Consider the following 22,727-nt stretch of genomic DNA (forward strand, 5'->3'; position numbering starts at 1 on the left):
ATCAGTGAACTATTCATTTATTAAACCATGTAGTCATTCAATCATTAAGGACAATGTTATGAAACTGATCAAAATCGCCACTCTTGGTACCTTAGCCCTTTCAATTGCCGGCCTTAGCGCTTGTAATAATATGATGCCAACCAAAACTCCTGTCACAACAGCGCCCATGCACAGCCAACCAACTGCCAATATGAACGTGGTACAGATTGCTCAAAGCAACGCTGATTTCTCACTGTTAGTAGAAGCCTTGCAAGCGGCAGGTTTAGCAGGCGCGCTGACCGATACCAGTGCAAGCTACACGATACTGGCTCCGACCAATACCGCTTTTGTGCAAGCGTTACAAGAAACCGGCATGACCAAAGCTGAGCTGTTTGCTAATAAGCCATTGTTGACCAAAATCTTGACCTATCATGTGCTCAAAGGCAATACGCCTGTTTATCAAAAACACGTCAGACCGGGTAATTACACCATGCTCAGTAATGATACGCTGGTGATTACGCCACAAGGCCGACTGATGGATGAAAATGGTCGTACCATCAAGATTTTAAAAACAGATATCGCGGCGAGTAATGGCGTGATACATGTGATAGATAGAGTGTTGCTGCCTAAATAACCCACTGCCTAAATAATCCTGTCGCTTAAACAACTTATTGCTTAAATAAGCAGTAAAAGAGCGACAAATTATCTACTTAGGTAGTAGGCAGATTCAAATGCTATATCACCATTGCTAGGTTATAAACTTAAGATTGCTCTTTAGCCTAGCAATGGGGCGCTATACGCGATCGATACAGTGTTGCTACCTAAGTCAGCAGTAAGTAAAAAATAATCAGCTAAGATAGTAGACACCGAGTGATATTACTTAACTTCTTGCTCATTTACCGGCATTTTCATTCAGAAGCTTTTATTTATCAGTATTTATATCAGTATCTAAATTTAAAAGTTCCAAAACTAAAACCGTTCTAAAATCAAAAAACACCATCCATAAACCCGTTATTTCAAAGGAATGACCTATGTTAAAAAAGAATTTATTATCTATCGCTGTCGTTACCGCTGCTATGTCGTTGGCGGCCTGTAACGATAAAGAAGCCGTTACTGAGCCAGTTGAGCCAGCCGCAACTACTGACGTAGCCGTTGAACCAGAAACCACCACAGATATGCCAGCTGAAGCAGTGGCTGAGTCTACTGATGCGATGCCTGTAGATGCAGCAGCGACGCAAAGTATCGGTGAGATGGCTGCTGGTAATGAGAATCTAACCATCCTAACCGAAGCGCTGCAAGCGGCTGATCTTGATGACATGATGATGGCAGAAGGTCAATACACGGTATTCGCCCCAACCGATGATGCCTTTGCTGCTTTGTTGACCAAACTAAACGTCACTAAAGAGGAATTGCTCGGTGATAAAGAGATGTTGACTAGCGTATTGACGTATCATGTCGTGCCGATGGTGGTCAAAGCTGCTGATATTCCTTATGGTACCGCTATCGACACGGCAAACGGTCAAACCATCTCTATTAGTGATGCTAACGTGATTACTGATGCCAGTGGCAACACTGCAAACATCGTTGGTACCGATATGATGGCAACCAACGGCGTAGTTCATGTAATTGATACAGTTTTATTGCCTAAATAAGGCTCAGCGATTCACACCAATCTTACTTTAAAATGCCAAAAGCCTAGCTATAAAGCTAGGCTTTTTTATGTTTGCTGACTGATGAAAAATTTATCCCAGTCACCCTGTATAGTCAAGATATTCTAAAAACGCTACGGTATTGCTGATATCAATTTTTTGTAGCCTCTGTCTGCGCAGGCACAGCAAGCAAGAAAAATTGATATCAGCAGTGCGTGTTGTATCGATATTGCTTTTCACTCACTCTGTAACGATTTTGAAATAAATCGCCCAATAAAAAAGCCTGAAACCATTGCCTCAGGCTTTTTGTTTTATCGATGCTTGTAGTGTCATCAATACTGCTTAGACAACATTATAGCTCAGTAAACTATAGATGTTCTTTATGTAATGGGTCTTGAGCTGCCATTCTTTGTTGCTGCTTTAGATGACGCTCTTCCCAATACGGCGCATTTTTGATACCGAATTTTGCTGGATCAAAGGTATAGTGCTTCACGCCTGCTTTACGCTGTGCTTCATAATCCCTAAGCATAGTAAGCGTTGGACGCGCGACAATAAAGATAACCAAAATACCAACGATATTTAACCACGCCATTAGGCCTACGCCGATATCACCGATATCCCAAATGTAGCCTGCAGAGTTAAGACCACCGTAGGCAACCATTACCATGATTAAGATTTTAACTAAGAATAGACCAGTTCTATTAGCACCGCGACTGATAAAGCGCGTCAAGTAAGCCACGTTTACTTCAGCGATATAGTAGTACGCCAAGATGGTGGTAAAGGCAAAGAAGAAGACCGCAACGGCAATAAAGATATTACCAAATTGACCGTACATGGTTTCCATTGCCATCTGCGTAAAGGCAGGCGAGTTGATCTCAACACCAGCCGCGACGTTTTGTACGATGAATTGACCGTCAGGTAGTGTACCTTGGATATTATAAGTACCCATGGTGATGATCATAAACGCAGTCGCAGAACAGACTAGTAGGGTATCAACATACACTGAGAATGCTTGTACCAAACCTTGCTGTGATGGATGCTCAACTTCCGCGGCCGCCGCAGCGTGAGGACCTGTACCTTGACCCGCTTCGTTAGAGTAAATACCACGTTTGACACCCCAACCGATAGCAGCACCAAAGCCTGCTTGTGCGGTAAACGCATCACTGATAATCAAACCAAAGACTTCTGGAATCATCTGGTAATTGGTAAACATAATGACGAGTGCAAGGCCAATATAACCAAGAGCCATAAAAGGAACAGCATACTCGGTAAAGGTTGCGATACGTTTGATACCACCAAAGATAATAGTACCTAAGATGACCAAAATGATAGCAAGACCGACCAAGCGCATAGAGCCAACTTCTAAGCCCATGATATTCATCGGCGTGCCTTCACCCATGACTTGGGCAAACGCGCTGATAACGCCGTTCGCCTGCACGCCCGGTAAGAACATACCGCAAGCTAAGATAGACGCGACGGCAAAAAGAATGCCATACCAGCGTTGACCAAGGGCGCGCTCAAAATAGTAAGCTGGACCGCCGCGGTATTCGCCAGTGATGACGTCTTTTTCTTTATAAATCTGTGCAAGGGTTGCTTCGACATAAGCGGTAGATGCGCCTAAGAAAGCCACAACCCACATCCAAAATACTGCACCAGGACCACCGAAACCAATAGCGGCGGCGACCCCAGCGATGTTACCCATACCCACACGCCCTGCTAGAGATACGGCGAGTGCCTGAAATGATGAAATACCCTGTGCACTTGATTTACCGGTAAAAAGTAAGGTAATCATTTCCCCGAATAAACGTACTTGTACGAAGCGCGTCATGATGGAATAAAATAAACCTGCGCCCAAGCAGAGATAAACCAATGCTGGGCTCCAGATAATTCCGTTTACTAAATCGACTAAACCTTCCATATGTATATTCCTAGTACTGTCTCAAAGTGGCTATATATGATGATGCTAAGAGTAGACCAGCTTTAATATCCTTATTAAAACCAACCACTCAAATAATCTGCATGCACTTAACTGCGGTGGAAATTCTCCTTACAGATTAAGTTTCATACGCGCTTAGCCACCAAGGATGGACTGTAGTTGTCTGCTGTTATCCGTCTGGTTTATGAACAATAATGAGCGTATGCAACCGCTTATCAGCGTTGATAGTTTATTAAGGCTACTTTTATGTAAAGCGCTTAAAATAAACCAGTGGATAAAACAGGCGGTTATAATATAAATAACCATCATCTCAGTAAGCGAGAAGATGACACTTAACTTTTTATGAGTCATATCAGCTGGCTACACTTACATGGTAGAGTAGGGTAATAGAGCAGTCTTTAGTCGTTTATCAATCCTTTTTGATGCGACATTGACGAGCTGCTAGTACCTAAATTCTTATAAGTCCACTACCAAATGTATTCAAACCGTACGGCTACGTAACTGCAATTTGCCATATTTTTTAGGCAATTACTAGAATTTTCTTTATAAGGGCGTTCATTTATAAATGGTTTTCTTCGCTTGATTGCCTATACAAGGTCAAAAAATCTTCTGTTTATCTTGTATTGGCCAATACTTTTTAATTAACCGTTAATGGGGGCTTAAAAGACAGTCGCGTTAACAGTAGTGCTAAATGCCTAAAATGCGCCACAGCCCTACGATAAACGCTGCTTTGCGGTTGTGTTTTGGTAACGATGAATTGTAAAAGTGACGGTATAGCGCCATTATTAGCACAATATATTGCTGCTGCGATATTCACGCTATGAAACAGTTAGCTGCGAAACTGTCGGTTATAAAATCCAGTAGGCAATAAACTATAAGTGCATATTAAGTGGTTAACATTAAAAAAAGCGATTAAAAAACGTTTTGTTTGTTATTTATCATTAGGAGAGTCAACGATGACGCGTAAATCTTTTTTAAAACCTATGTTGCTATCAGCAGTATTAGCGACCTCTACTGTCGGTTTGAGCGGTTGTGGCTATAACAATTTGCAGGCGCAAGATGAGCAGGTCACCGCGGCTTGGTCAGAAGTGGTCAACCAATATCAGCGTCGTTCGGACTTGGTGCCAAACCTGGTCAAAGTCGTGCAGCAATACGCCAAGCAAGAGCAAGAAGTATTTACTCAAGTCGCAGCGGCGCGCTCACAAGCGGGTGGTATTACGGTCACGCCAGAGCTGCTTAATGACCCTGAAGCGATGGAGCGCTATGCGGCTGCCCAAGACCAGATGACCGGCGCGCTATCGCGTTTGATGGCGGTTTCTGAGCGCTATCCTGAGCTAAAATCTGATGCTTTGTTCCAAGATTTGCAGGCGCAGCTGGAAGGTACAGAAAACCGTATTACGGTGGCGCGTAATCGTTATATTCAAGAAGTTCAGGGCTATAACACTACCGTGCGTCAGTTCCCAACCAATATTACAGCCAAAGTATTTGGTATGGACGCCAAACCAAACTTTAGCGTTGCCAATGAAAAAGAAATATCGACTGCACCAAGTGTCAACTTCGGCGACGATAATGCTCAGACGACGCAGTAAAGCCAAGTTTTTAGTTTAGGCGTTCTATCTACCATCATGGCCTATAAATGCTACTGTTTATGTGACAGTGCAATTATTTGACAGTCGTTTTTTTTGTTGTCGTTTATAGCAGTTGGTTTTGTCGTCATTTATTAGTACAGATGTTATTTGAGGTGGTATAGATTAGATGAAGCATTCAACAGCACTCTTATCCGCATTATTATTTACTCTAAGCATTGGAAGTGGCTCGCTGCTGCATGCAGCGCCCGATGCTAATAATACGGCGGTCGCTAGCGATAGCACCTCAGATATGCAAAACCGTAGTGTCGAGGAATTGGTAGCGATTGCAAAAGCTGCCGAAACTAATGAAGCCATCAACGATGCCGTCTTAGGTAACGAAGCAATTAACGAAGCTGTTCTTGGCAATGATGCTATCAATCCTAATGCTGCTAATTCCAATAGTAATACGACCACCTCAACAACCTCTAATCGTCCGCCTGTACAATCAAGTGCTCAGGGCGTTGATGCCGATAAGCTCATCTTAAACTCGCCAGTTATCGACCAAGCCAATATCTTAAACCCGCAAGAAAAGCAGCGTTTAGAGGCGCAGCTAAGAGGCATTTATCAGCAAGGTTTGGCGCAAGCTGCGGTGGTCATTGTACCGACCACCAATGGCATGCCAATCTTTGATTATGCGCTACAAGTTGCCGAAAAATGGCAGCTGGGCAATAAAGATATTGACGATGGCCTGCTAATGGTCGTTGCCGTTAATGACCGCAATATCTATATTTTAACGGGTTACGGACTAGAAGGGGTGTTGCCAGATTCGGCGGTCAACCGTATTATTCGCGAAGACATCACACCGCTATTTAAGCAAAATGACTATGGCGCTGGGATATTGGCGGGCGTTGGCGCGCTGCAAACGCGCCTGACCGCTGATCCTGAAGTATTGGCGCGTGCCGATGCGCAAGCGGCTGAACGCGGTCAAAATCAAAATGACATTGGTGATAACCCATCGCCGGTGTTTTTATTTGTCATGGCAATGATATTTGGTAGCTTTATTACCAGTATCTTTGGACGCATTTTTGGTTCTATCCTGACCGCTGGCGGCTTCTTTGTAGGCTCGCTGGCCTTGGGCGGCGGTTTCTTTATGACGTTAATTATGGCGATATTTATCTGGCTGTTTTTAATTTCGCGCGGCTCAGGCGGTGGTCGTGGAGGACGCGGCGGTGGCGGCGGTATAGTATTCCTGCCCGGTATGGGCGGTGGTAGTGGCGGTTTTGGCGGCGGTGGTTTTGGTGGTGGCGGCTTCGGCGGCGGCGGCGGCGGCTTTGGCGGCGGCGGCGCGGGCGGCTCTTGGTAGAGGCGATTTTTATAAGAGTAAGAAGGGTAAATTAGGCTCAGACATTAGAAAATTGCCAGCAATGGCGTACTTGAGGATATAATATAATGGTAAAAAGCAATTCGTCGCAGGCAAGTTTTGCCCGTTGGTGGCGTCAAGTACTGTTTGTCCCTATGTTGCATAGCAAGTGGCTTACGCCCGCGGCGAAGGCTCGGCTGACAGAGCAGGTGACGCTGGCTGAGCGCGGACATCGCGGCGAGGTGTTTTTGATTATCGAAAATCACTTACCTATCCAAGATGCTTATCATCTTGACTGTCGCGATCGGGCGATTGATTTATTTAGCGAATATCGCGTGTGGGATACCGAAGAAAACACCGGCGTTTTGATTTATGTCAATATTTGCGAGCATAAGCTAGAAATCGTCGCTGACCGCGGTATCAGCACGCATGTCAGTCCAACCGTGTGGAGCGCCATGTGTGAAAAGGCGGTCTCAGGTATCGCCAATCAAAAAACTGAAGAAAGTCTGATGGAGTTGTTGGACGAGGTAGGTCAGTTATTGCGTCAGTATTATCATCTTGAACATGACCCTGCGGGTAATGAGCTGTCCGATACCGTGGTATTTTTAAAATAGCAATTTTTCAAAATAATATTTTTAAAAATAGCAGTTTCTTTAATAACAATTTTTCAAACTAACAGCATTTTTAAAATAACGCTTAAAGAAATAACAAGTAAATTTAGATAAAGGACCATGCCAATACCATGATTGAGCTGATAAAAAAATTGCCAAAAGCAGAGCTGCATTTACATATCGAAGGCTCATTAGAACCGGAGCTGATGTTTAGACTGGCGAAAAAGAACAATATCGCTATCCCTTATAACGATATCGAAGACGTCCGCCGCGCCTATAATTTTACCAATCTACAAACTTTCTTAGATATCTATTATGCGGGCGCCAATGTTCTGATTACCAAAGACGATTTTTATGATTTAACGTGGGAATATATTTTAAAGTGTGTCGAAGATAATGTCGTCCATACCGAAATATTTTTTGATCCGCAAACTCATACTGCAAGAGGGGTTGAGTTTGCGACAGTCATTACTGGTATCAAAGAAGCGCTTGCCGATGCCAAAGAAAAATACGGCATCACTTCTTGTATCATCATGTGTTTTTTACGCCATTTATCGCAAGAAGAGGCGTTTGAGACTTTAGAGCAAGCATTAGCATTTAAAGACGATATTATCGGCGTTGGTCTGGATTCTTCAGAATTGGGCAATCCTCCTGCCAAGTTTAAAGAAGTGTTTAAAAAGGCCAAGGAAGCGGGCTTTAAGCTGGTCGCTCATGCGGGCGAAGAAGCAGATTTTTCTTATATTTATGAAGCGTTAGATTTATTGCAAATCAGTCGCATTGATCACGGCGTACAATCGATAAAAAGCGCGGCGCTGATGCAACGCCTAAAAGACGAGCAAATGCCGCTGACGGTTTGCCCGAATTCTAATATTGAGCTCAAGGTATTTGAGAGTTACAAACAGCACAATATTAAAGAGCTGCTAGACTATGGCTTAAATGTCAGCGTCAACTCTGATGACCCTGCTTATTTTAAAGGCTATATGAATCAAAACTTTATCAATATATGTGAACATCTACCGCTGACAGAAAATGATATCGTTACTTTGGTAAAAAACTCTTTTAGATCTTCATTTATAGATAATGAATTAAAAGAGAAATACCTAGCGCAAGTGGATCTTGCTCTCCGGTAGAAGTGATTAAAGATATTTTCAATGATTAAGGCTTAACGGTTATATAAATCGTTAAGCCTTTTCTTTTTCGCTAGGCACTTTTCAACGTAATTGATTACATAGCCGTAATTTTTTGGACTAATAGCGGCAAGACCACTCCAGCCTTTTCTGCTAGAGTAATATCAACGATAGTATTCGGTGTTGGATGTGGGTTTATCTCGATGATTTGGGCACCATTATCTTTTGCCAATTGTGCGAGACCTGCCGCAGGATAAACGAGACTTGAGGTGCCAATACTCATAAACACTTCACAATTGGCCGCCGCGTCCTCCGCTGTCTGCCAGGCTTGTACAGGCAAGGCTTCGCCAAACCAGACGATATCAGGGCGTATATAGCCATCACAGTGCGGGCAAGTAATCAAAGTGTCACTATAATCTAGGGTATCGGCACTGCTATATGAGCCTCTAGATTGCGCTTGGTAGGGCGCATCGCATTGACTGCAGCGATTTTGCCAAAGATTGCCATGTAAATGGGTGACGCTACTACCTGCCTGCTCATGCAAATCGTCGACATTTTGGCTAATGAGCGTCAATTGCTGCTCGGTAGATTGACTACGATATTGCCACTGCGCTAAAGCTTCATGGGCAGGATTTGGTTTTTTCTCAGCGACCAACTGCCGGCGCCACTGATACCATGACCACACCAGTTTTGGGTCGCGAGCAAAAGCCTCAGGCGTTGCCAAGTCCTCAGCCACGTAATTTCCCCAAAGGCCCGTTTGCTTATCTCGAAACGTTGGAATGCCGCTTTCTGCTGAAATCCCAGCGCCCGTTAAAATACAGATGCGCTGTTTTGAGCCCAGCAATTTGGCAGCGCGCTCGACTTCGGCTATTAACGCAGGTGATAATTCTGTTAACATGAGCCATCCCTTTTTAAGATTGGATATAGACTTCTATGATAGATGGTATTTGGTGGCTTGTCATATTGCTCGCGGTTGTCATCGGACTATGGGTATTGGCAAAATCGCGCGCGCCTAAAACTGCCGATAAGCACAACCTAAAGTCCCAGCGCGCAAAAACACCACTCAATGATGCGCTACAAAAAACTGCAGAATTGGTTAAGCAGTACTTTCCTGACTACCGTGTCAATCGTAAAGCCAATCATTTACTGATTAGCAAGCAAGATAAAAAAGTGGCTATGATTACCATTGATAAAAAGCTTGCCGCCGGTCAGCGTCGTTTGGGAGACGTACCCGTGATTAATTATCACCGTGTCCCCAGCCGCGCTCAGCTAACAGCGAATTTGCAAGATGAAGAGTAGGTTTTTATAAATTAAATAGATTTAACAACTTTATATACAACATTTTATCGTTGTTAGCGCACAATGATAGGCCGAAGTTAACAGCGCAAAGCGTTGCCGTTAAAGTGTTATGAGGTAATAGGTAGGACTAGAAAAGGGTAAAAAACGACTGATTATAATGATTGGTGCGCTCGGCGGGAATCGAACCCACGACCCTCGGCTTCGGAAACCGATACTCTATCCAACTGAGCTACGAGCGCATAATTGATCGACTAAAATCCAATAAACTGATGACGTGTATAAATAAGTGCAATTGGCTGTCGTTAGAACGAAAAGGCGTCTAAAAATTAAGACCGCTTAGTCTAACAAATAAAAGTCATAAAGCCAATGAATGAAGGCCGCTATTGGCGTTTTTTAAGAAAAAACACCATAGTCGGCAAACAGGCATGGCAATCTACCTGTCTTTTCCCTTATAATGTCAGGGAGAATTCATATTTATAATCACCGATTACAAGCGCGCCCGTATGCGGGATGCCTGTTTGCTATTGATAACTGCTTGGTTATCAAAGGAGGACAAACAGAGTGTCCAAGTCGTGTCGGCCCTTGTATACGCAATAAGAGAACGTGACGAATGAGAAAAGTAGTTATGTTATCGGCAGCTGCCATTCTAGGAATCGCTAGTATCGCTGTGAGCCAAGCCGAAAGTGTTGTAGACACGCCTGTAACCGTATCTGATGTCGCAGAAGGGCAAGAGGTTGTCGATAACTTGCCTGAAAAATTGGGTGACGATACCAAAGCTGCTGCTGATACTACCGATGGCGCTGCAGCTACCGATGAAGATGCGCAAGCAGACGCGACCGATGCAGATGCACCTGCTGAAGAAGCAACAGCCGCTGCCGCACCTGCCGCTGAAGAAGAGCCTATCCCGCAAGATACGCCACAAGTACAAAAGCTCATCGCTTTGTATCCTAACTTGATTGCTCGTATTCAGCCGGTGGCTAAAGTCTGCTTTGAGGACGACGAAGTATGCGACGTCACAGCACGTTCTGCAGGGCCCGCAGCAGGTGATGGTCCGCGTGATGGTAAAGCCGTTTATAACGCTGTCTGCCAAACGTGTCACGCATCAGGCTTACTTGGCTCGCCTATGCTAGGTGATGCTGGCGCTTGGGGTCCTCGTATCGCCAAAGGTAAAGATACCTTGTATACCCATGCTATCAACGGCTTTAACGCTATGCCTGCTAAAGGTGGCGCTGATATCCCTGATGAAGAAGTACAAAGCGCAGTGGATTATATGGTTGATGAAGCAAGCTAATTGCCTGTGCCATATGTAAAAAAGCAATAGAAAAAAGTAGGAGACGGTAAAGTAGCTATCGTCTCCTACTTTGCTTTTCTATCATTATTCTCCTTTAACATATAAATATATTGAGAGCACTTTACAGTATTGCGGATATCAGTAATCATATATAGAAGCTTATAAAGCGCCTATTTCATTTAATGAGGTAGGCGTTTTTTTGTGGGCGTCGATTGATATTATTAATATCGTGGTTATATCATCCTAACGTTGAAATCTGCGACCGCGAGCCTCACATCTAGACACTAGACTCGTCGTAAGAGACGAGAGCAAATATGAGAGAAACTAACTTTTCCCGAATCGTCTTCTATATTCCTTTATAGATACATCATTATTAAAGAGGTATTCATGTCTGAGGTGCCAGCGCTATCTATTCAGAACCTATCTAAAACCTATGGCAACGGGTTTTCGGCATTAAAAGATGTCAGCTTGACAGTGCCACAAGGTGGATTTTTTGCGCTCCTTGGGCCAAATGGTGCGGGCAAATCAACGATGATTGGTATCATTAGCTCCCTGTTTAAGCCAACGGCGGGTAGTGTGCATATCTTTGGTACTGACTTATTGGCTGAACCTTCAAAAGCCAAACAGTTTTTGGGCGTGGTACCGCAAGAATTTAACTTTAATCAGTTTGAAAAAGTTGAAGATATTTTGATTACTCAAGCCGGCTATTTTGGTATTGCAGCAAAAGAATCCAAACCGCGAGCAGAAAAACTGCTCAAAGCATTAGGCCTATGGGATAAGCGCGATAATAAAGCGCGCGAGCTATCGGGCGGTATGAAGCGCCGATTGATGATTGCGCGCGCCTTGATTCATAAACCAAAGCTATTGATACTCGACGAACCAACGGCTGGGGTTGATATCGAGCTGCGCCGCTCGATGTGGGAATTTATGCAGCAGATTAACGTTGAAGAAAATACCACGATTATTTTGACCACCCATTATTTGGAAGAAGCAGAGCAGCTTTGTAAGCGTATCGCTATCTTAGATCACGGTGAGATTCGTATTAATACGGAAATGAAGGATTTACTTGCGCAGTTATCGGTCGAAACTTTTGTCTTTGATTTAGCAACGCCATTGACCAAACAAATTGCTTTAACAGGGGTCACTGACACGCTACAACCCGATGATTTAACGCTTGAAGTGACCCTGACAGAAGGGGAGTCGCTAAACGGTGTCTTTGAGCAGTTGTCTAAGCAAGGCGTTTTGGTCGCCAGTATGCGTAATAAAGCCAACCGTTTAGAAGAGTTGTTTATGCGCTTGGTCGATAAAAGCTTGCATGAACCTTTAAGCTCGTAGGCTGTTTTATTCATAATTTCTCGATTTACCCACATAAATAGACCACTATAAATATAGCAACCATATAGGCAATCTGCGGGCCGTGATAGCGTTTTGATATTAGCCTGTAGACTGCTTAGGAGAGATAACGCATGAACTTCGCACAACGCTGGATTGCTTTTCGCACCCTGCTGATTAAAGAGATTCGCCGCATATTACGCATTTGGCCGCAGACATTATTGCCGCCAGTTATTACGATGAGCCTGTATTTTGTCATCTTTGGTAAAATGATCGGTTCGCGCGTGGGCGAGATGGGCGGTGTGCCATATATGCAGTTTATCGTGCCCGGTTTGATTATGATGGCAATTATCACTAATAGTTACTCGAACGTGGTCTCGAGCTTTTTTAGTGCCAAGTTTCACTCAAGCATTGAGGAGCTGTTGGTATCGCCAATCTCTAAGCACGCTATTTTGACAGGTTATATCAGTGGCGGTATTTTCCGCGGACTGGCGGTTGGGGTCATCGTCTTTATTGTGGCGTTATTTTTTACCAAGCTGGGTATTGAGCACTTATTTATCACCCTATTTACGGTGATTGGCACCTCGGTTTTATTCTCGCTTGGCGGCTTTATCAACGCCGTATTTGCGCGCTCATTTGATGATATTTCTATTATTCCAAGCTTTGTCTTGACGCCGCTGACCTATCTTGGCGGGGTGTTTTATTCGATGGAAAATTTATCACCATTTTGGCAAAATATTTCGCTGTTAAACCCAATCGTTTATATGGTGAACTCTTTCCGCTACGGTATCCTTGGCTATTCTGATGTCAATGTGTGGTATTCGATGGCGGCTATCTTTGCTTTTTGCGTCATTTTTTATATCATCTCTTATCGACTATTAAGTGATGGTTCGCGTATTCGTTTATAAATTGCTGTGAGTATTTATAATCTCTAACATTTTAAATATCATCAGTTTTACTATTAGGAAGTAGCCATGAGTATTCACGGTATTTTGGGCGAACAAACCACTGATTATCCGACTGAGTATAGTCCCGAGACACTCTATCCAATAGCGCGCAATCTAGGGCGCGATGTGATTGGCTGGCAAGATGATAAGCTAGCAGTGGGCGTCGATTGGTGGCACGCCTTTGAGCTGTCTTGGTTAAATGCACAAGGTGTTTCACAAGTGGCTATTGCGCGCTTTGCTATTCCTGCCAGCTCGCCATTTATCGTCGAATCAAAGTCATTAAAACTATATTTAAATAGTATTAACTTTACCGAGTTCGCTAGTTGGAATGAAGTACAAGCGCTGATTGCTAAAGACTTATCGTCATGCGTTCAGGCAAAGGTAACTGTTGAGTTATTTGGCTTAGATAATGAATTGAGCTATAGAATAATAGGCTTATTAATTGCTCAACCTGAAGGCGTCTGTATTGATGAGGCACTTGCCAATAGCAGCGAGAAAGTCGCGCTAACGGAACATCCTGACGCGTCATTGCTAGAGAGCAAGGCAGATGATAATAATGTAGCAAGCAACAATACGGCGGAAGTTGCTCAGCCTTATACTTTTTATTCTAACTTGCTGCGGAGTAATTGTCCGGTGACCAATCAGCCCGATTGGGGGACGTTAGCGGTTTCGATTACTAGTAATAAAGTAGTCGATGCAGCGAGCATGTTACGTTATATTTTAAGTTTCCGTCAGCATAATGGCTTTCATGAGCAGTGTGTCGAGCAGATATTTGCTGATTTAAGCAAATATTATGAGCCAAGCGAGCTGATGGTGCGCGCGTGGTATACACGTCGCGGCGGTATCGATATCAATCCTTGCCGCGTCAGTGACATAAAACTATTACCGCAGCCAAGCCGCTTGATTCGCCAGTAAGGTAATGGTCTTGTTTAAATTGGTTTTGCAGCATTCAGATGATAAAAAAGCGCCTATCTGTTTCAGATAGGCGCTTTTTATTGAGCAAGTTTTATCAAAAACTATTTGCCGCTTACTTTTGCCATCACTTCTTCGCGGCTCAGCATTTGCTTTTCCGTTTCGCGGCGATTGACGTATTCGTATTTGCCTTCAACCAAGTTACGGTCTGAAACCACGATACGATGCGGAATACCAATCAATTCAAGGTCGGCAAACTTCACGCCCGGGCGCTCATTACGGTCATCAAGTAGGACGTTAACACCTTGAGCTTTTAGCTCTTCATACAGCGCGGTCGCCGTCTGCATGACGGTGTCTTCTTTTGACTTCATCGGAATGATAGCGACTTCAAACGGCGCAATTGAATCGTTAACGCTTGGCGTTTGTGGCCACATGATGCCGTTTTCATCGTTGTTCTGCTCGATAGCAGCCGCGATAATACGACTGACGCCAATACCGTAGCAACCCATCATCATGGTCACAGGCTTGCCATCTTCACCAGAAACGGTTGCATTCATCGCTTGCGAGTATTTATCACCCAACTGGAAGATATGACCGACTTCGATGCCGCGTTTGATTTTTAGGCTGCCTTTACCATCAGGAGAAGGATCACCTTCTTGTACATTGCGCACATCAACGACGCGGGTAATGCTGGCGTCACGCGCCCAGTTCATGCCGATGGTATGTTTATTGACTTCATTGGCGCCCGAGACAAAATCTGACAAAGACGCTGCCGAGCGATCGACGAATACGGGCATATCCAAATCAACGCCGATATAGCCTTTATGCAAACCAGCGGCTTTCAGCTCTTCATCAGAGGCCATCGTTAGCGGTACATTGGCTTCTTCGATTTTCTCCGCTTTAATGGTATTGAGCTGATGGTCACCGCGTAAGACAATCGCGATTAATTGCGGCTCATCATCTTCGGTATGACCATGGACGATTAAGGTTTTTACCGTGGTTTCTAACGGTACGCCTAGATGCTCAGCAACCATTTTACAGCTGGTCATATCTTCTGTTAAAACGTCTTCGCGTTCCATTTTTGGTGGCTGACGCTCAGCGGTGCTGACCGATTCGGCTAGCTCAACGTTGGCTGCATAATCAGAAACGTCAGAGAAAGCGATATCATCTTCACCGCTGTCTGCCAACACATGAAACTCATGCGACGCAAAACCGCCGATAGAACCGGTATCCGCTTGCACGGCACGGAAATCTAAACCCAAACGGGTAAAGATGCGCGTATAAGCGTCGTACATCTCATGGTAAGTCTTTGCCAAAGACGCTTGGTCAGCGTGGAACGAGTAAGCGTCTTTCATGGTAAATTCACGCGCACGCATCACGCCAAAACGCGGACGAATCTCGTCACGAAACTTACCTTGGATTTGGAAAAAGGTAATCGGCAACTGCTTATAACTGCGCAGCTCACCTTGAGCAAGGTTGGTGATGACTTCTTCGTGTGTCGGACCCAAGACAAAATCGCGGTCATGACGGTCTTTAAAGCGTAACAGCTCAGGACCATAGTCATTAAAACGCCCGGTCGTTTGCCAAAGCTCGGCAGGCTGGGTCATTGGCATCAGCACTTCTTGAGCGCCGACGTTTTGCATCTCTTCGCGAACGATGCGTTCGACTTTTTGCAACACGCGCAAACCCATCGGCAGCCAGATATACAATCCAGAAGCGATTTTACGAATAAGACCTGCTCTTACCATGAGTTGGCTTGAGGCGATATCAGCGTCGCTGGGCGTTTCTTTTAGCGTGGCAAACAAAAATTGACTGGCTTTCATAAATAAAGCGGAACCTTATCAACGATAAAATAAATAAGAAATAGGAGGATATTTAGCGTGTGCTTTGATGGCCGACGCAAGCTTACCTTTTATCACTTGGTAATAGTCTAGGACCTGCCTAGCTAAAAAGTACTGCAACAAGCAGCACGTTATTAGAAAGTGCGTTTATAAAACGCCTTACAAAAAGGGTGAAACTTTTATTTTTGTATGAATACATCCATATCGACAGCGTCATATTTTTGGTAAAAAAGCCAGAAAAATGGGTGCATGCCAACATTTTGCTTATACAATCTGACTATGTTAGGTAAAGTTCGCCTAAGACGCAATGACTTTTTGTTGATTCAGCTTAAACAGTGGCTAAACTCAATAATAATGCTAAAAATAAGCTGTTTTTTGAACTCAAAATCCACCAATTTTGGAGACTCAAAGATAAAATTTTAGTTAGCTGATAAAGCAGCACGGTTTATAGATTTTGGACATAAAAGAATAAAGGGATAAATAGTGAAGCAAAAGCTATTTTTTAAAGTGGCATCGAACTCATCAATTATGTAGGAGAATGGTAGTAACTGCTTGAAATGCTTATAAACAAATAGCATTAAAGGCTTAGTATTTAGCAATTTTATGCTGATAAGAATTAATATAAAACCTTGAGGTAGTTTACATGGTCAACCCTGATAACCACTCTTCAGTAGATAAGAATAATGCCAAGCGCCCGCAAGCGAAAAAACCCATCTCGATGCTATCGTGGCTGGTATTGCTTATCGGTCTTGCCGCGCTCGCTTTTGCGATTTATAGCCTGCAAAACCTCACTAAGGAAAAACCGATAGAAACCATTACCCGTGAAGGGGTGGTGATGCAAATCCAAAAATTAAATCGTTTGGAGACGGTGGCGTTTAGTGTCGATACCGTTATCACTAGCCAAAAACCAGGCAGTTGGATGAAGCTGTGGCAAGATGAGCAAAAGGGCTTATTTATTGCACGCGGACGCGTAGAAGCAGGGATTGATTTGAGTGCATTAACGCCAGAGATGGTACAGGTGGTGCAGCCAGAGATTGATGTTGAACAGCTGCAGGAAGCTGATGCTAATACGCCTGTCTCAATGATGCCGCAAATCAATATCACCTTGCCGCCGTCAGAAATATTTTCTGTTTATCTAGATGATATCGAAATCTATGATTGGCAGACGGGCGCTTTTGGTATGATGCAGGTCGATCCAAAGGTCTTGCAACAAGCGCAAAGTATGGCGAAAAAAGAAGTGCTTGAGCGTGCTTGCCGCGGTGATGTGATGAATTTAGCATTAGAAAATGCGCAAACCCAATTGCAGCAGTTGTTTTCATTGACCGGTGCTGTGGTAACGGTCTCCACGCAGGGCGCAGGCGCGTGTCAAATGCCAACGGCTAATACTTAAATTGGGTTAACGAACCACTACGCTACTTAACAGATGTTGCTTGAATTTATTGGCAATAGGGTTACTATATTATATAGCAGGAATTATTTATCATTAACGACAGCCTTATAAATACTGTCGTTGAAATAAGCTTATATGATATAAGAGGTGGCGTATATGACAACTTCCAATAATCAGCCCTCCGTTCATGAGAAACGCAAATTAATCAAGCAGCCTAAAGCAAAAGAATCGCTACCTTTTGCGACGTGGGTGCTGCTCATCATAAGCTTTACTTGTCTTGCGTATGCTATTTATACCATTCAGACACGAATAGTAAAGTCAGCTATCGATATCGATAGTGCAGCACAAAGCAGTTTGGTACAAACTGGCAGTACGCCACAAAAGGTGACTCAAGTAGACAACTAGCGCTTTTTACTAAAAATGTCAGCGTCGTTTTTTAACTGTGGGCGCTTTTGGATTAATCATTATTTTTTAAATTCAGCAATCGCCAGTTGCCGGGCTACTTTATGCTCAACCATCGGCACAGGATAAGCAATGTCAGCAAACTGACCGCCCTTTGTGAGCGCTTTACGCATTTTATCTTCACTATGCAAAATACTGCTTGGCACGTCTTTTAATTCTGGCAGCCAAGTCTTAATAAATAATGCATCAGCATCATGACTCTTAGCTTGGCTAAAAGGGTTCATAATACGGAAGTAAGGTGCGGAGTCTGTGCCTGTTGACGCGCTCCATTGCCAGCCGCCATTATTGGACGCAAAGTCCCCATCTATCAACTGCTTCATAAAGTAGCGCTCACCCAAGCGCCAATCTATTAATAAATCCTTGGTCAAAAACATCGCCGTCACCATCCGCAAGCGATTGTGCATAAATCCGGTCGCATTGAGACAGCGCATGGCCGCATCGACCAATGGCACGCCTGTCATGCCTGTGCACCATGCCTTAAAATCATCCTGATTATATGACCAGTTAATTTTATTATCTGTCTCTTCTTTATAAGCTTTATGACGAATCAGCTCGGGCTTATCATCTAAAACATGACGATAAAAGTCACGCCACGACAGCTCACTTATCCAGCGGTTAATGTCATTGTTATCAGGCTTACCTGACTTATCAAAGCTATCGAAATTGTCGTTATCATTACCCTCTAATCTCTCTAATGCTTTTGTGGCTTGCAAATAGCACAGTCTTGGGCTAATTGCCCCGATAGTGAGATAGGCTGATAGCTGGCTGGTCGCTTGCAAATTTGGTACATCGCGGTTGATGTCATAGTTATCAATGTCGTCAGCGATGAAATCCTCTAAACGTTGACACGCAACCACTTCACCCGCTGGATAAGCCGTTCTAGCTTGCTCAAGCTGAGCACCAAAATCAATGTGCTGATACGCTAGGGCAGTCTCTAACCGTTTTTGATAATCTTCGACGGCTTTTTTACTGAGTTTTTCTATGTCTTTAACAGTATGAGCGCTGTCTTTTGCAGTTTTTAGGGTGGTTTTTGACTGGCTGATTTTTGACTGATAGTTTACCGCCATGGCTTGGTGCATTTGTAAGCTGCTAACATCTAAAGTATGCCGCCATTTGTTATAAAATGGGGTAAAGACCTGATACATGCTATCGTCATTGGTGGTAATGGTTTTTGGTGGCAAGATACATTGGTCGTGCCAGCGGATAAATTCGATATCGGATTTAGCAAGTTGGTTTATTAGTTCTTGGTCGCGGTCAATCTCATTACCTTCGTACTCATGATTTGCCATGACAACATCGATATCATTTACCTCACACAACGTGCTTAGCGTCTCAACACAGTCAGAAAAGCTGGCACAGAGCTGGACGGTTAAGTTGATATTTAAGTGTTTTTGCAAAGAGGTTGCTAAGAGTGGCAAGGTACGGGCGATATGATCGAGCTGGGTGAGTGACATATCATGTGCATGCCATTGTTCAGGCGTCATAAAAAAAATAGCACTGACTCGCGCATTATCTTCATTTGCACGCTCGCAAAGCGCTGCCAATGCCGTATTGTCATGAACTCGCAGGTCACGACGAAACCACATTAAATAATGTGCAGGGTTTGCACTCGCCGTATTATTGCTAGCAATGTGCTGAGACGTTGCCGCCACCGTTTTAGACATTCCACCTTTCCTATATTAATCAATCGCAATCATAAACAAAACTGTGAATAAAAGTATGCTAGGATAAGTTTTTGGATGCAATGGATTTGCCATTCAATTAACAAATCATCATATTCGCTTTTTAGCGTTGGCAATCAATATTTATCGTCGTCTATGTATTCGAGCCAATCTATCAACGTTATATCTAGTGTCATATCTATTTGATGTTATATCTAAGGTCACATTATGCAGGTTAAGTTTTGTGGTTTTACCCAGCCTAGTGATATTAAAATGGCTGCTCAGTTGGGTGTCGATGCCGTCGGCTTGGTTTTTTATCCACCGAGTCCGCGCGCTGTTACTATCGAGCAGGCGCAATTGCTAACTGCTTCTTTGCCCGCTTTTATCAGTGTGGTGGCCTTGGTGGTCAATATGTCGCGAGCGGAACTGATTGAACTGGCAAACCATGTCCCTTTTGATATCATTCAATTTCACGGTGATGAAACGCCGGAGCAGTGTCAGCAGCTGGCAAGCGCGGTCAATAAACGCTGGATAAAAGCCTTGCGTATCAATACTGAGCAGCACACCAGTGCTAGCGTAAGCGCTCAAATTGATGAGTTTGCTGGCGCTGGCGCGAACAGTATTTTGTTCGATGCTTACCATCCGCATAAGTATGGCGGCACAGGTGCACGATTTGACTGGAGTTTGCTACCGCAAGACAGCTCGCTGCCTATTATTTTAGCGGGCGGGCTTGATGCCGACAATGCCGCTGCTACTTTAGAGCTGCCGATTTATGCCGTCGATGTCAGCGGCGGGATTGAGTCTGACAAAGGTAAAAAAGACGCTGCCAAAATGCGTGCCTTTATGAAAGCAGTTAAACGCGATCGATGGCAAAACGAGACGCCGAGCGAACCTTCGAATATCAGTAATTAGCTTTTTAACGGTGGATTTCTATTTGTTAAATAGCTCATTACCTAAAATCTTTCCCTTTATTTATTCTAAAAAATACCACTTATTATAGTAGGAATTATCATGAGTCATGTCGCAAGCAAAGATGTATCTGCTACTGCTAAAGCCATCAATACCTTTACCAATCCAGAAAACGTCCAAGACTTTAACCAATATCCTGATGCGCGCGGACATTTCGGCGTTCACGGTGGTCGTTTTGTTTCTGAAACCCTGATGGCAGCGCTTGAAGAACTTGAAACCTTATATACCAAAGTCAAAGCCAATCCGGCGTTTTGGGAAGAGTATCATAACGACTTGGTCAATTATGTCGGTCGTCCAACGCCGCTTTATCATGCCAAGCGTTTAAGTGATGAGATTGGCGGCGCGCAGATTTATTTTAAACGTGAAGACTTAAATCATACGGGCGCGCATAAGGTGAATAACACCATCGGGCAGGCACTACTTGCCAAGATGTGTGGTAAAAAACGCATTATCGCCGAAACTGGGGCGGGACAACATGGCGTCGCAACGGCCACGATAGCTGCGCGCCTAGGGTTAGAGTGTATCGTTTATATGGGTGCCGATGATGTCGAGCGCCAAAAGATGAACGTTTATCGTATGCGTTTGCTCGGTGCGACGGTGGTGCCAGTGACTTCAGGTTCGCGGACGCTGAAAGATGCCATGAACGAGGCGATGCGTGACTGGGTGACCAATGTCGATACGACTTATTATATTATTGGCACCGTTGCAGGGCCGCACCCTTATCCGCTACTGGTACGTGATTTCCAAGCGATTATTGGTAAAGAAGCGCGTATTCAACATTTAGAAAAAACGGGCAAATTGCCTGATGCGTTGGTTGCCTGTGTTGGTGGTGGCTCAAACGCGATTGGTCTATTTTTTGATTTCCTAAATGATACTGACGTCAAAATGTATGGCGTCGAAGCAACGGGCGACGGTATAGAAACGGGTCGCCATTCAGCGCCATTGGCCGCTGGTCGCATTGGTGTACTGCATGGTAATCGTACGTATTTGATGGCGGACGATGAAGGCCAAATCCAAGAGACGCATTCTATCTCAGCGGGTCTTGATTATCCGGGCGTTGGCCCTGAGCACAGCTTCTTAAAAGACATGAAGCGTGTTGAATACGTTGGCTGTACCGATAAAGAATCGCTAGAGGGCTTTCATGAAGTGACACGTAAAGAAGGGATTATCCCTGCGCTTGAATCCGCTCATGCGGTCGCCTATGCGCTGAAGCTGGCTAAAACCATGACGCCTGAGCAAAGTATTATCGTCAATATGTCAGGTCGCGGTGATAAGGATTTGCATTCAGTAATGAAGGCAGAAGGGATTGAGCTGTAGCCACGTATTGTACTGCACCCTATAAATCCACTTTTATAAAATAAATTGATTGGCTCTTTTTAATATATATAGAGCCAATATAGCCAGTTTGAATTAATTGTAGAGAACACTATGACCCGAATTGAAAGCACCTTTGAAACCTTAAAAGCGCAAAATAAAAAAGCCCTGATTCCTTATGTCATGGCAGGCGATCCAACGCCTGCTAACTTTGTTGGCTTACTACATGACTTGGTTGAGCATGGCGCAGATATGATTGAAGTAGGCTTGCCGTTTTCTGATCCAATGGCCGATGGCCCAACTGTTGCATTGGCTGGCGAGCGCGCGTTAGCAGCCGGTACTAGTACGCGTGATGCGCTAAACATGGTGGCAGAATTCCGCAAACAAGATACGCAAACACCAATTATCCTAATGGGCTATCTGAATCCCGTGGAAATCATCGGTTATGACAATTTTGTCGCCTTATGTGAGCAATCAGGCGTCGATGGTATTTTAATGGTTGATTTGCCACCAGCCGAGGCGGGCAGCTTTACGCAGCATTTGACTGAGCATGCGATGAATGAGATTTTTTTATTATCGCCAACGACTTTGCCTGAGCGCCGCGAGCAAGTTCTGACCCATTGCGGTGGTTATATTTACTATGTGTCATTAAAAGGCGTAACCGGTTCGGCGACGCTCGATACCGATGATGTGGCTACCCAAGTGCAAGCGATTAAAGCCGAAACCGATTTGCCAGTATGTGTGGGCTTTGGTATTCGTGATGCTGCTTCTGCCAAAGCAATTGGCCAGCACGCCGATGGTATTATTGTCGGTAGTGCGCTGGTGCAAAATTTTGCTGATATCGATGCTAAAGATGCGACTGCAGTTGCAACTGCTCAGCAAAAAATTATGGTAAAAATGGACGAGCTACGCGGTGCACTTGATAGTTTAACCGCCTAATATTATATCGAGTTTATTGGTATCAAAATTTGAGAGGCTTAGAAGGCCAGCGCAATTTTTATAACAATGTTTATAAAGACACAGGCAAATGACTTTGCTAAAGTTAGTTTACGTGTGTAAACTAACATCACATATAAATT

General features: G+C 44.1%; 20 protein-coding genes and 1 tRNA gene. 16 read left to right on the forward strand and 5 right to left on the reverse strand.

The genetic code is table 11. The features are described from left to right. Positions 1–58 precede the first annotated feature (58 nt). Positions 59–613, forward strand: a complete 555-nt coding sequence (locus AB8P72_RS02605) for a fasciclin domain-containing protein (protein ID WP_068408549.1) — start codon at positions 59–61, stop codon at positions 611–613. 397 nt (positions 614–1,010) lie between these two features. Further along, on the forward strand, positions 1,011–1,631 hold the full coding sequence (locus AB8P72_RS02610; protein WP_068408547.1) for a fasciclin domain-containing protein: 621 nt from the start codon (positions 1,011–1,013) through the stop codon (positions 1,629–1,631). A 364-nt stretch (positions 1,632–1,995) separates the two neighbouring features. On the opposite strand, the gene AB8P72_RS02615 is transcribed toward AB8P72_RS02610, so the two are convergent. After that, on the reverse strand, positions 1,996–3,546 hold the full coding sequence (locus AB8P72_RS02615) for a sodium:alanine symporter family protein (protein WP_193030099.1): 1,551 nt from the start codon (positions 3,544–3,546) through the stop codon (positions 1,996–1,998). Positions 3,547–4,520: 974 nt separating this feature from the next. On the opposite strand from AB8P72_RS02615, the gene AB8P72_RS02620 reads away from it, so the two are divergent. The 4 genes from AB8P72_RS02620 (at position 4,521) to AB8P72_RS02635 (ending at position 8,233) form a co-directional block, all read left to right on the forward strand. Continuing rightward, positions 4,521–5,153 (forward strand): LemA family protein, encoded by a 633-nt coding sequence (locus AB8P72_RS02620; protein WP_068408542.1) that lies wholly within the window; start codon positions 4,521–4,523, stop codon positions 5,151–5,153. 166 nt (positions 5,154–5,319) lie between these two features. Further along, entirely contained in the window at positions 5,320–6,495 is a 1,176-nt protein-coding gene (locus tag AB8P72_RS02625; RefSeq protein WP_286984967.1) for a YgcG family protein, read from the forward strand. 86 nt (positions 6,496–6,581) lie between these two features. Continuing rightward, complete coding sequence (locus AB8P72_RS02630; RefSeq protein ID WP_068408537.1) at positions 6,582–7,106, forward strand: TPM domain-containing protein; 525 nt, start codon at positions 6,582–6,584, stop codon at positions 7,104–7,106. A gap of 128 nt (positions 7,107–7,234) precedes the next feature. Further along, positions 7,235–8,233: an adenosine deaminase gene (locus tag AB8P72_RS02635; RefSeq protein WP_193030617.1), complete on the forward strand. Its 999-nt coding sequence runs from the start codon at positions 7,235–7,237 to the stop codon at positions 8,231–8,233. A gap of 94 nt (positions 8,234–8,327) precedes the next feature. Here the strand turns inward: AB8P72_RS02635 and AB8P72_RS02640 are convergent, their stop codons facing one another. Next, the gene (locus tag AB8P72_RS02640) at positions 8,328–9,128 is read right to left on the reverse strand and encodes an NAD-dependent deacylase (RefSeq protein ID WP_193030618.1); all 801 of its coding nucleotides are present in this window, start codon (positions 9,126–9,128) and stop codon (positions 8,328–8,330) included. Between the two features lie 35 nt (positions 9,129–9,163). Between AB8P72_RS02640 and AB8P72_RS02645 the strand changes: the two genes are divergently transcribed. Further along, complete coding sequence (locus AB8P72_RS02645; RefSeq protein WP_193030620.1) at positions 9,164–9,529, forward strand: hypothetical protein; 366 nt, start codon at positions 9,164–9,166, stop codon at positions 9,527–9,529. Positions 9,530–9,691: 162 nt separating this feature from the next. Here the strand turns inward: AB8P72_RS02645 and AB8P72_RS02650 are convergent. Then, positions 9,692–9,768: transfer RNA gene (locus AB8P72_RS02650), tRNA-Arg, on the reverse strand. 371 nt (positions 9,769–10,139) lie between these two features. Between AB8P72_RS02650 and AB8P72_RS02655 the strand changes: the two genes are divergently transcribed. From AB8P72_RS02655 to queF, 4 genes are all read left to right on the forward strand, one after another. Beyond that, complete coding sequence (locus tag AB8P72_RS02655; RefSeq protein ID WP_193030622.1) at positions 10,140–10,820, forward strand: cytochrome c5 family protein; 681 nt, start codon at positions 10,140–10,142, stop codon at positions 10,818–10,820. A gap of 387 nt (positions 10,821–11,207) precedes the next feature. Beyond that, positions 11,208–12,155, forward strand: a complete 948-nt coding sequence (locus AB8P72_RS02660; protein WP_068408527.1) for an ABC transporter ATP-binding protein — start codon at positions 11,208–11,210, stop codon at positions 12,153–12,155. A gap of 131 nt (positions 12,156–12,286) precedes the next feature. Beyond that, positions 12,287–13,060 carry an ABC transporter permease gene (locus AB8P72_RS02665; RefSeq protein ID WP_068408525.1) on the forward strand — a complete coding sequence of 258 codons (774 nt, stop codon included), beginning with the start codon at positions 12,287–12,289 and terminating at the stop codon, positions 13,058–13,060. A 66-nt stretch (positions 13,061–13,126) separates the two neighbouring features. Then, positions 13,127–14,014 (forward strand): NADPH-dependent 7-cyano-7-deazaguanine reductase QueF, encoded by an 888-nt coding sequence (gene queF, locus AB8P72_RS02670; RefSeq protein WP_193030623.1) that lies wholly within the window; start codon positions 13,127–13,129, stop codon positions 14,012–14,014. Positions 14,015–14,115: 101 nt separating this feature from the next. Here the strand turns inward: queF and AB8P72_RS02675 are convergent, their stop codons facing one another. Continuing rightward, positions 14,116–15,834: a proline--tRNA ligase gene (locus tag AB8P72_RS02675; RefSeq protein ID WP_193030625.1), complete on the reverse strand. Its 1,719-nt coding sequence runs from the start codon at positions 15,832–15,834 to the stop codon at positions 14,116–14,118. 661 nt (positions 15,835–16,495) lie between these two features. Between AB8P72_RS02675 and AB8P72_RS02680 the strand changes: the two genes are divergently transcribed. Together AB8P72_RS02680 and AB8P72_RS02685 are read left to right on the forward strand one after the other, a co-directional pair. Continuing rightward, complete coding sequence (locus AB8P72_RS02680; protein WP_193030627.1) at positions 16,496–17,242, forward strand: DUF4230 domain-containing protein; 747 nt, start codon at positions 16,496–16,498, stop codon at positions 17,240–17,242. A gap of 156 nt (positions 17,243–17,398) precedes the next feature. Next, the gene (locus AB8P72_RS02685) at positions 17,399–17,647 is read left to right on the forward strand and encodes a hypothetical protein (protein ID WP_193030628.1); all 249 of its coding nucleotides are present in this window, start codon (positions 17,399–17,401) and stop codon (positions 17,645–17,647) included. A 59-nt stretch (positions 17,648–17,706) separates the two neighbouring features. On the opposite strand, the gene AB8P72_RS02690 is transcribed toward AB8P72_RS02685, so the two are convergent. Then, a complete protein-coding gene (locus AB8P72_RS02690; RefSeq protein WP_369957942.1) occupies positions 17,707–19,368 on the reverse strand; it encodes a deoxyribodipyrimidine photo-lyase in 1,662 nt (553 codons plus the stop codon). A 225-nt stretch (positions 19,369–19,593) separates the two neighbouring features. Here AB8P72_RS02690 and AB8P72_RS02695 point away from each other — a divergent pair, with 225 nt between their 5' ends. The 3 genes from AB8P72_RS02695 to trpA all read left to right on the forward strand — a co-directional run bounded on the left by AB8P72_RS02695 (position 19,594) and on the right by trpA (position 22,587). After that, positions 19,594–20,277 (forward strand): phosphoribosylanthranilate isomerase, encoded by a 684-nt coding sequence (locus tag AB8P72_RS02695; protein WP_102077535.1) that lies wholly within the window; start codon positions 19,594–19,596, stop codon positions 20,275–20,277. 99 nt (positions 20,278–20,376) lie between these two features. Next, on the forward strand, positions 20,377–21,651 hold the full coding sequence (gene trpB, locus AB8P72_RS02700; protein WP_226928799.1) for a tryptophan synthase subunit beta: 1,275 nt from the start codon (positions 20,377–20,379) through the stop codon (positions 21,649–21,651). Positions 21,652–21,762: 111 nt separating this feature from the next. Further along, positions 21,763–22,587 carry a tryptophan synthase subunit alpha gene (gene trpA / locus AB8P72_RS02705; RefSeq protein ID WP_102077536.1) on the forward strand — a complete coding sequence of 275 codons (825 nt, stop codon included), beginning with the start codon at positions 21,763–21,765 and terminating at the stop codon, positions 22,585–22,587. Positions 22,588–22,727 lie beyond the last annotated feature (140 nt).

The organism is Psychrobacter sp. CLB018 (assembly GCF_041222815.1).
Taxonomy (GTDB): domain Bacteria; phylum Pseudomonadota; class Gammaproteobacteria; order Pseudomonadales; family Moraxellaceae; genus Psychrobacter; species Psychrobacter faecalis.

Bases quoted from the DNA above. Each gene is read 5' to 3' on its own strand.
- AB8P72_RS02610 (WP_068408547.1), top strand. From the start codon at position 1,011: ATGTTAAAAAAGAATTTATTATCTATCGCTGTCGTTACCGCTGCTATG.
- AB8P72_RS02680 (WP_193030627.1), top strand. From the start codon at position 16,496: ATGGTCAACCCTGATAACCACTCTTCAGTAGATAAGAATAATGCCAAG.
- AB8P72_RS02645 (WP_193030620.1), top strand. From the start codon at position 9,164: ATGATAGATGGTATTTGGTGGCTTGTCATATTGCTCGCGGTTGTCATC.
- AB8P72_RS02660 (WP_068408527.1), top strand. From the start codon at position 11,208: ATGTCTGAGGTGCCAGCGCTATCTATTCAGAACCTATCTAAAACCTAT.
- AB8P72_RS02620 (WP_068408542.1), top strand. From the start codon at position 4,521: ATGACGCGTAAATCTTTTTTAAAACCTATGTTGCTATCAGCAGTATTA.
- AB8P72_RS02615 (WP_193030099.1), bottom strand. From the start codon at position 3,546: ATGGAAGGTTTAGTCGATTTAGTAAACGGAATTATCTGGAGCCCAGCA.
- trpB (WP_226928799.1), top strand. From the start codon at position 20,377: ATGAGTCATGTCGCAAGCAAAGATGTATCTGCTACTGCTAAAGCCATC.
- AB8P72_RS02625 (WP_286984967.1), top strand. From the start codon at position 5,320: ATGAAGCATTCAACAGCACTCTTATCCGCATTATTATTTACTCTAAGC.
- AB8P72_RS02655 (WP_193030622.1), top strand. From the start codon at position 10,140: ATGAGAAAAGTAGTTATGTTATCGGCAGCTGCCATTCTAGGAATCGCT.
- AB8P72_RS02690 (WP_369957942.1), bottom strand. From the start codon at position 19,368: ATGTCTAAAACGGTGGCGGCAACGTCTCAGCACATTGCTAGCAATAAT.
- AB8P72_RS02685 (WP_193030628.1), top strand. From the start codon at position 17,399: ATGACAACTTCCAATAATCAGCCCTCCGTTCATGAGAAACGCAAATTA.
- AB8P72_RS02695 (WP_102077535.1), top strand. From the start codon at position 19,594: ATGCAGGTTAAGTTTTGTGGTTTTACCCAGCCTAGTGATATTAAAATG.
- AB8P72_RS02640 (WP_193030618.1), bottom strand. From the start codon at position 9,128: ATGTTAACAGAATTATCACCTGCGTTAATAGCCGAAGTCGAGCGCGCT.
- AB8P72_RS02605 (WP_068408549.1), top strand. From the start codon at position 59: ATGAAACTGATCAAAATCGCCACTCTTGGTACCTTAGCCCTTTCAATT.
- trpA (WP_102077536.1), top strand. From the start codon at position 21,763: ATGACCCGAATTGAAAGCACCTTTGAAACCTTAAAAGCGCAAAATAAA.
- AB8P72_RS02665 (WP_068408525.1), top strand. From the start codon at position 12,287: ATGAACTTCGCACAACGCTGGATTGCTTTTCGCACCCTGCTGATTAAA.
- AB8P72_RS02635 (WP_193030617.1), top strand. From the start codon at position 7,235: ATGATTGAGCTGATAAAAAAATTGCCAAAAGCAGAGCTGCATTTACAT.
- AB8P72_RS02630 (WP_068408537.1), top strand. From the start codon at position 6,582: ATGGTAAAAAGCAATTCGTCGCAGGCAAGTTTTGCCCGTTGGTGGCGT.
- queF (WP_193030623.1), top strand. From the start codon at position 13,127: ATGAGTATTCACGGTATTTTGGGCGAACAAACCACTGATTATCCGACT.
- AB8P72_RS02675 (WP_193030625.1), bottom strand. From the start codon at position 15,834: ATGAAAGCCAGTCAATTTTTGTTTGCCACGCTAAAAGAAACGCCCAGC.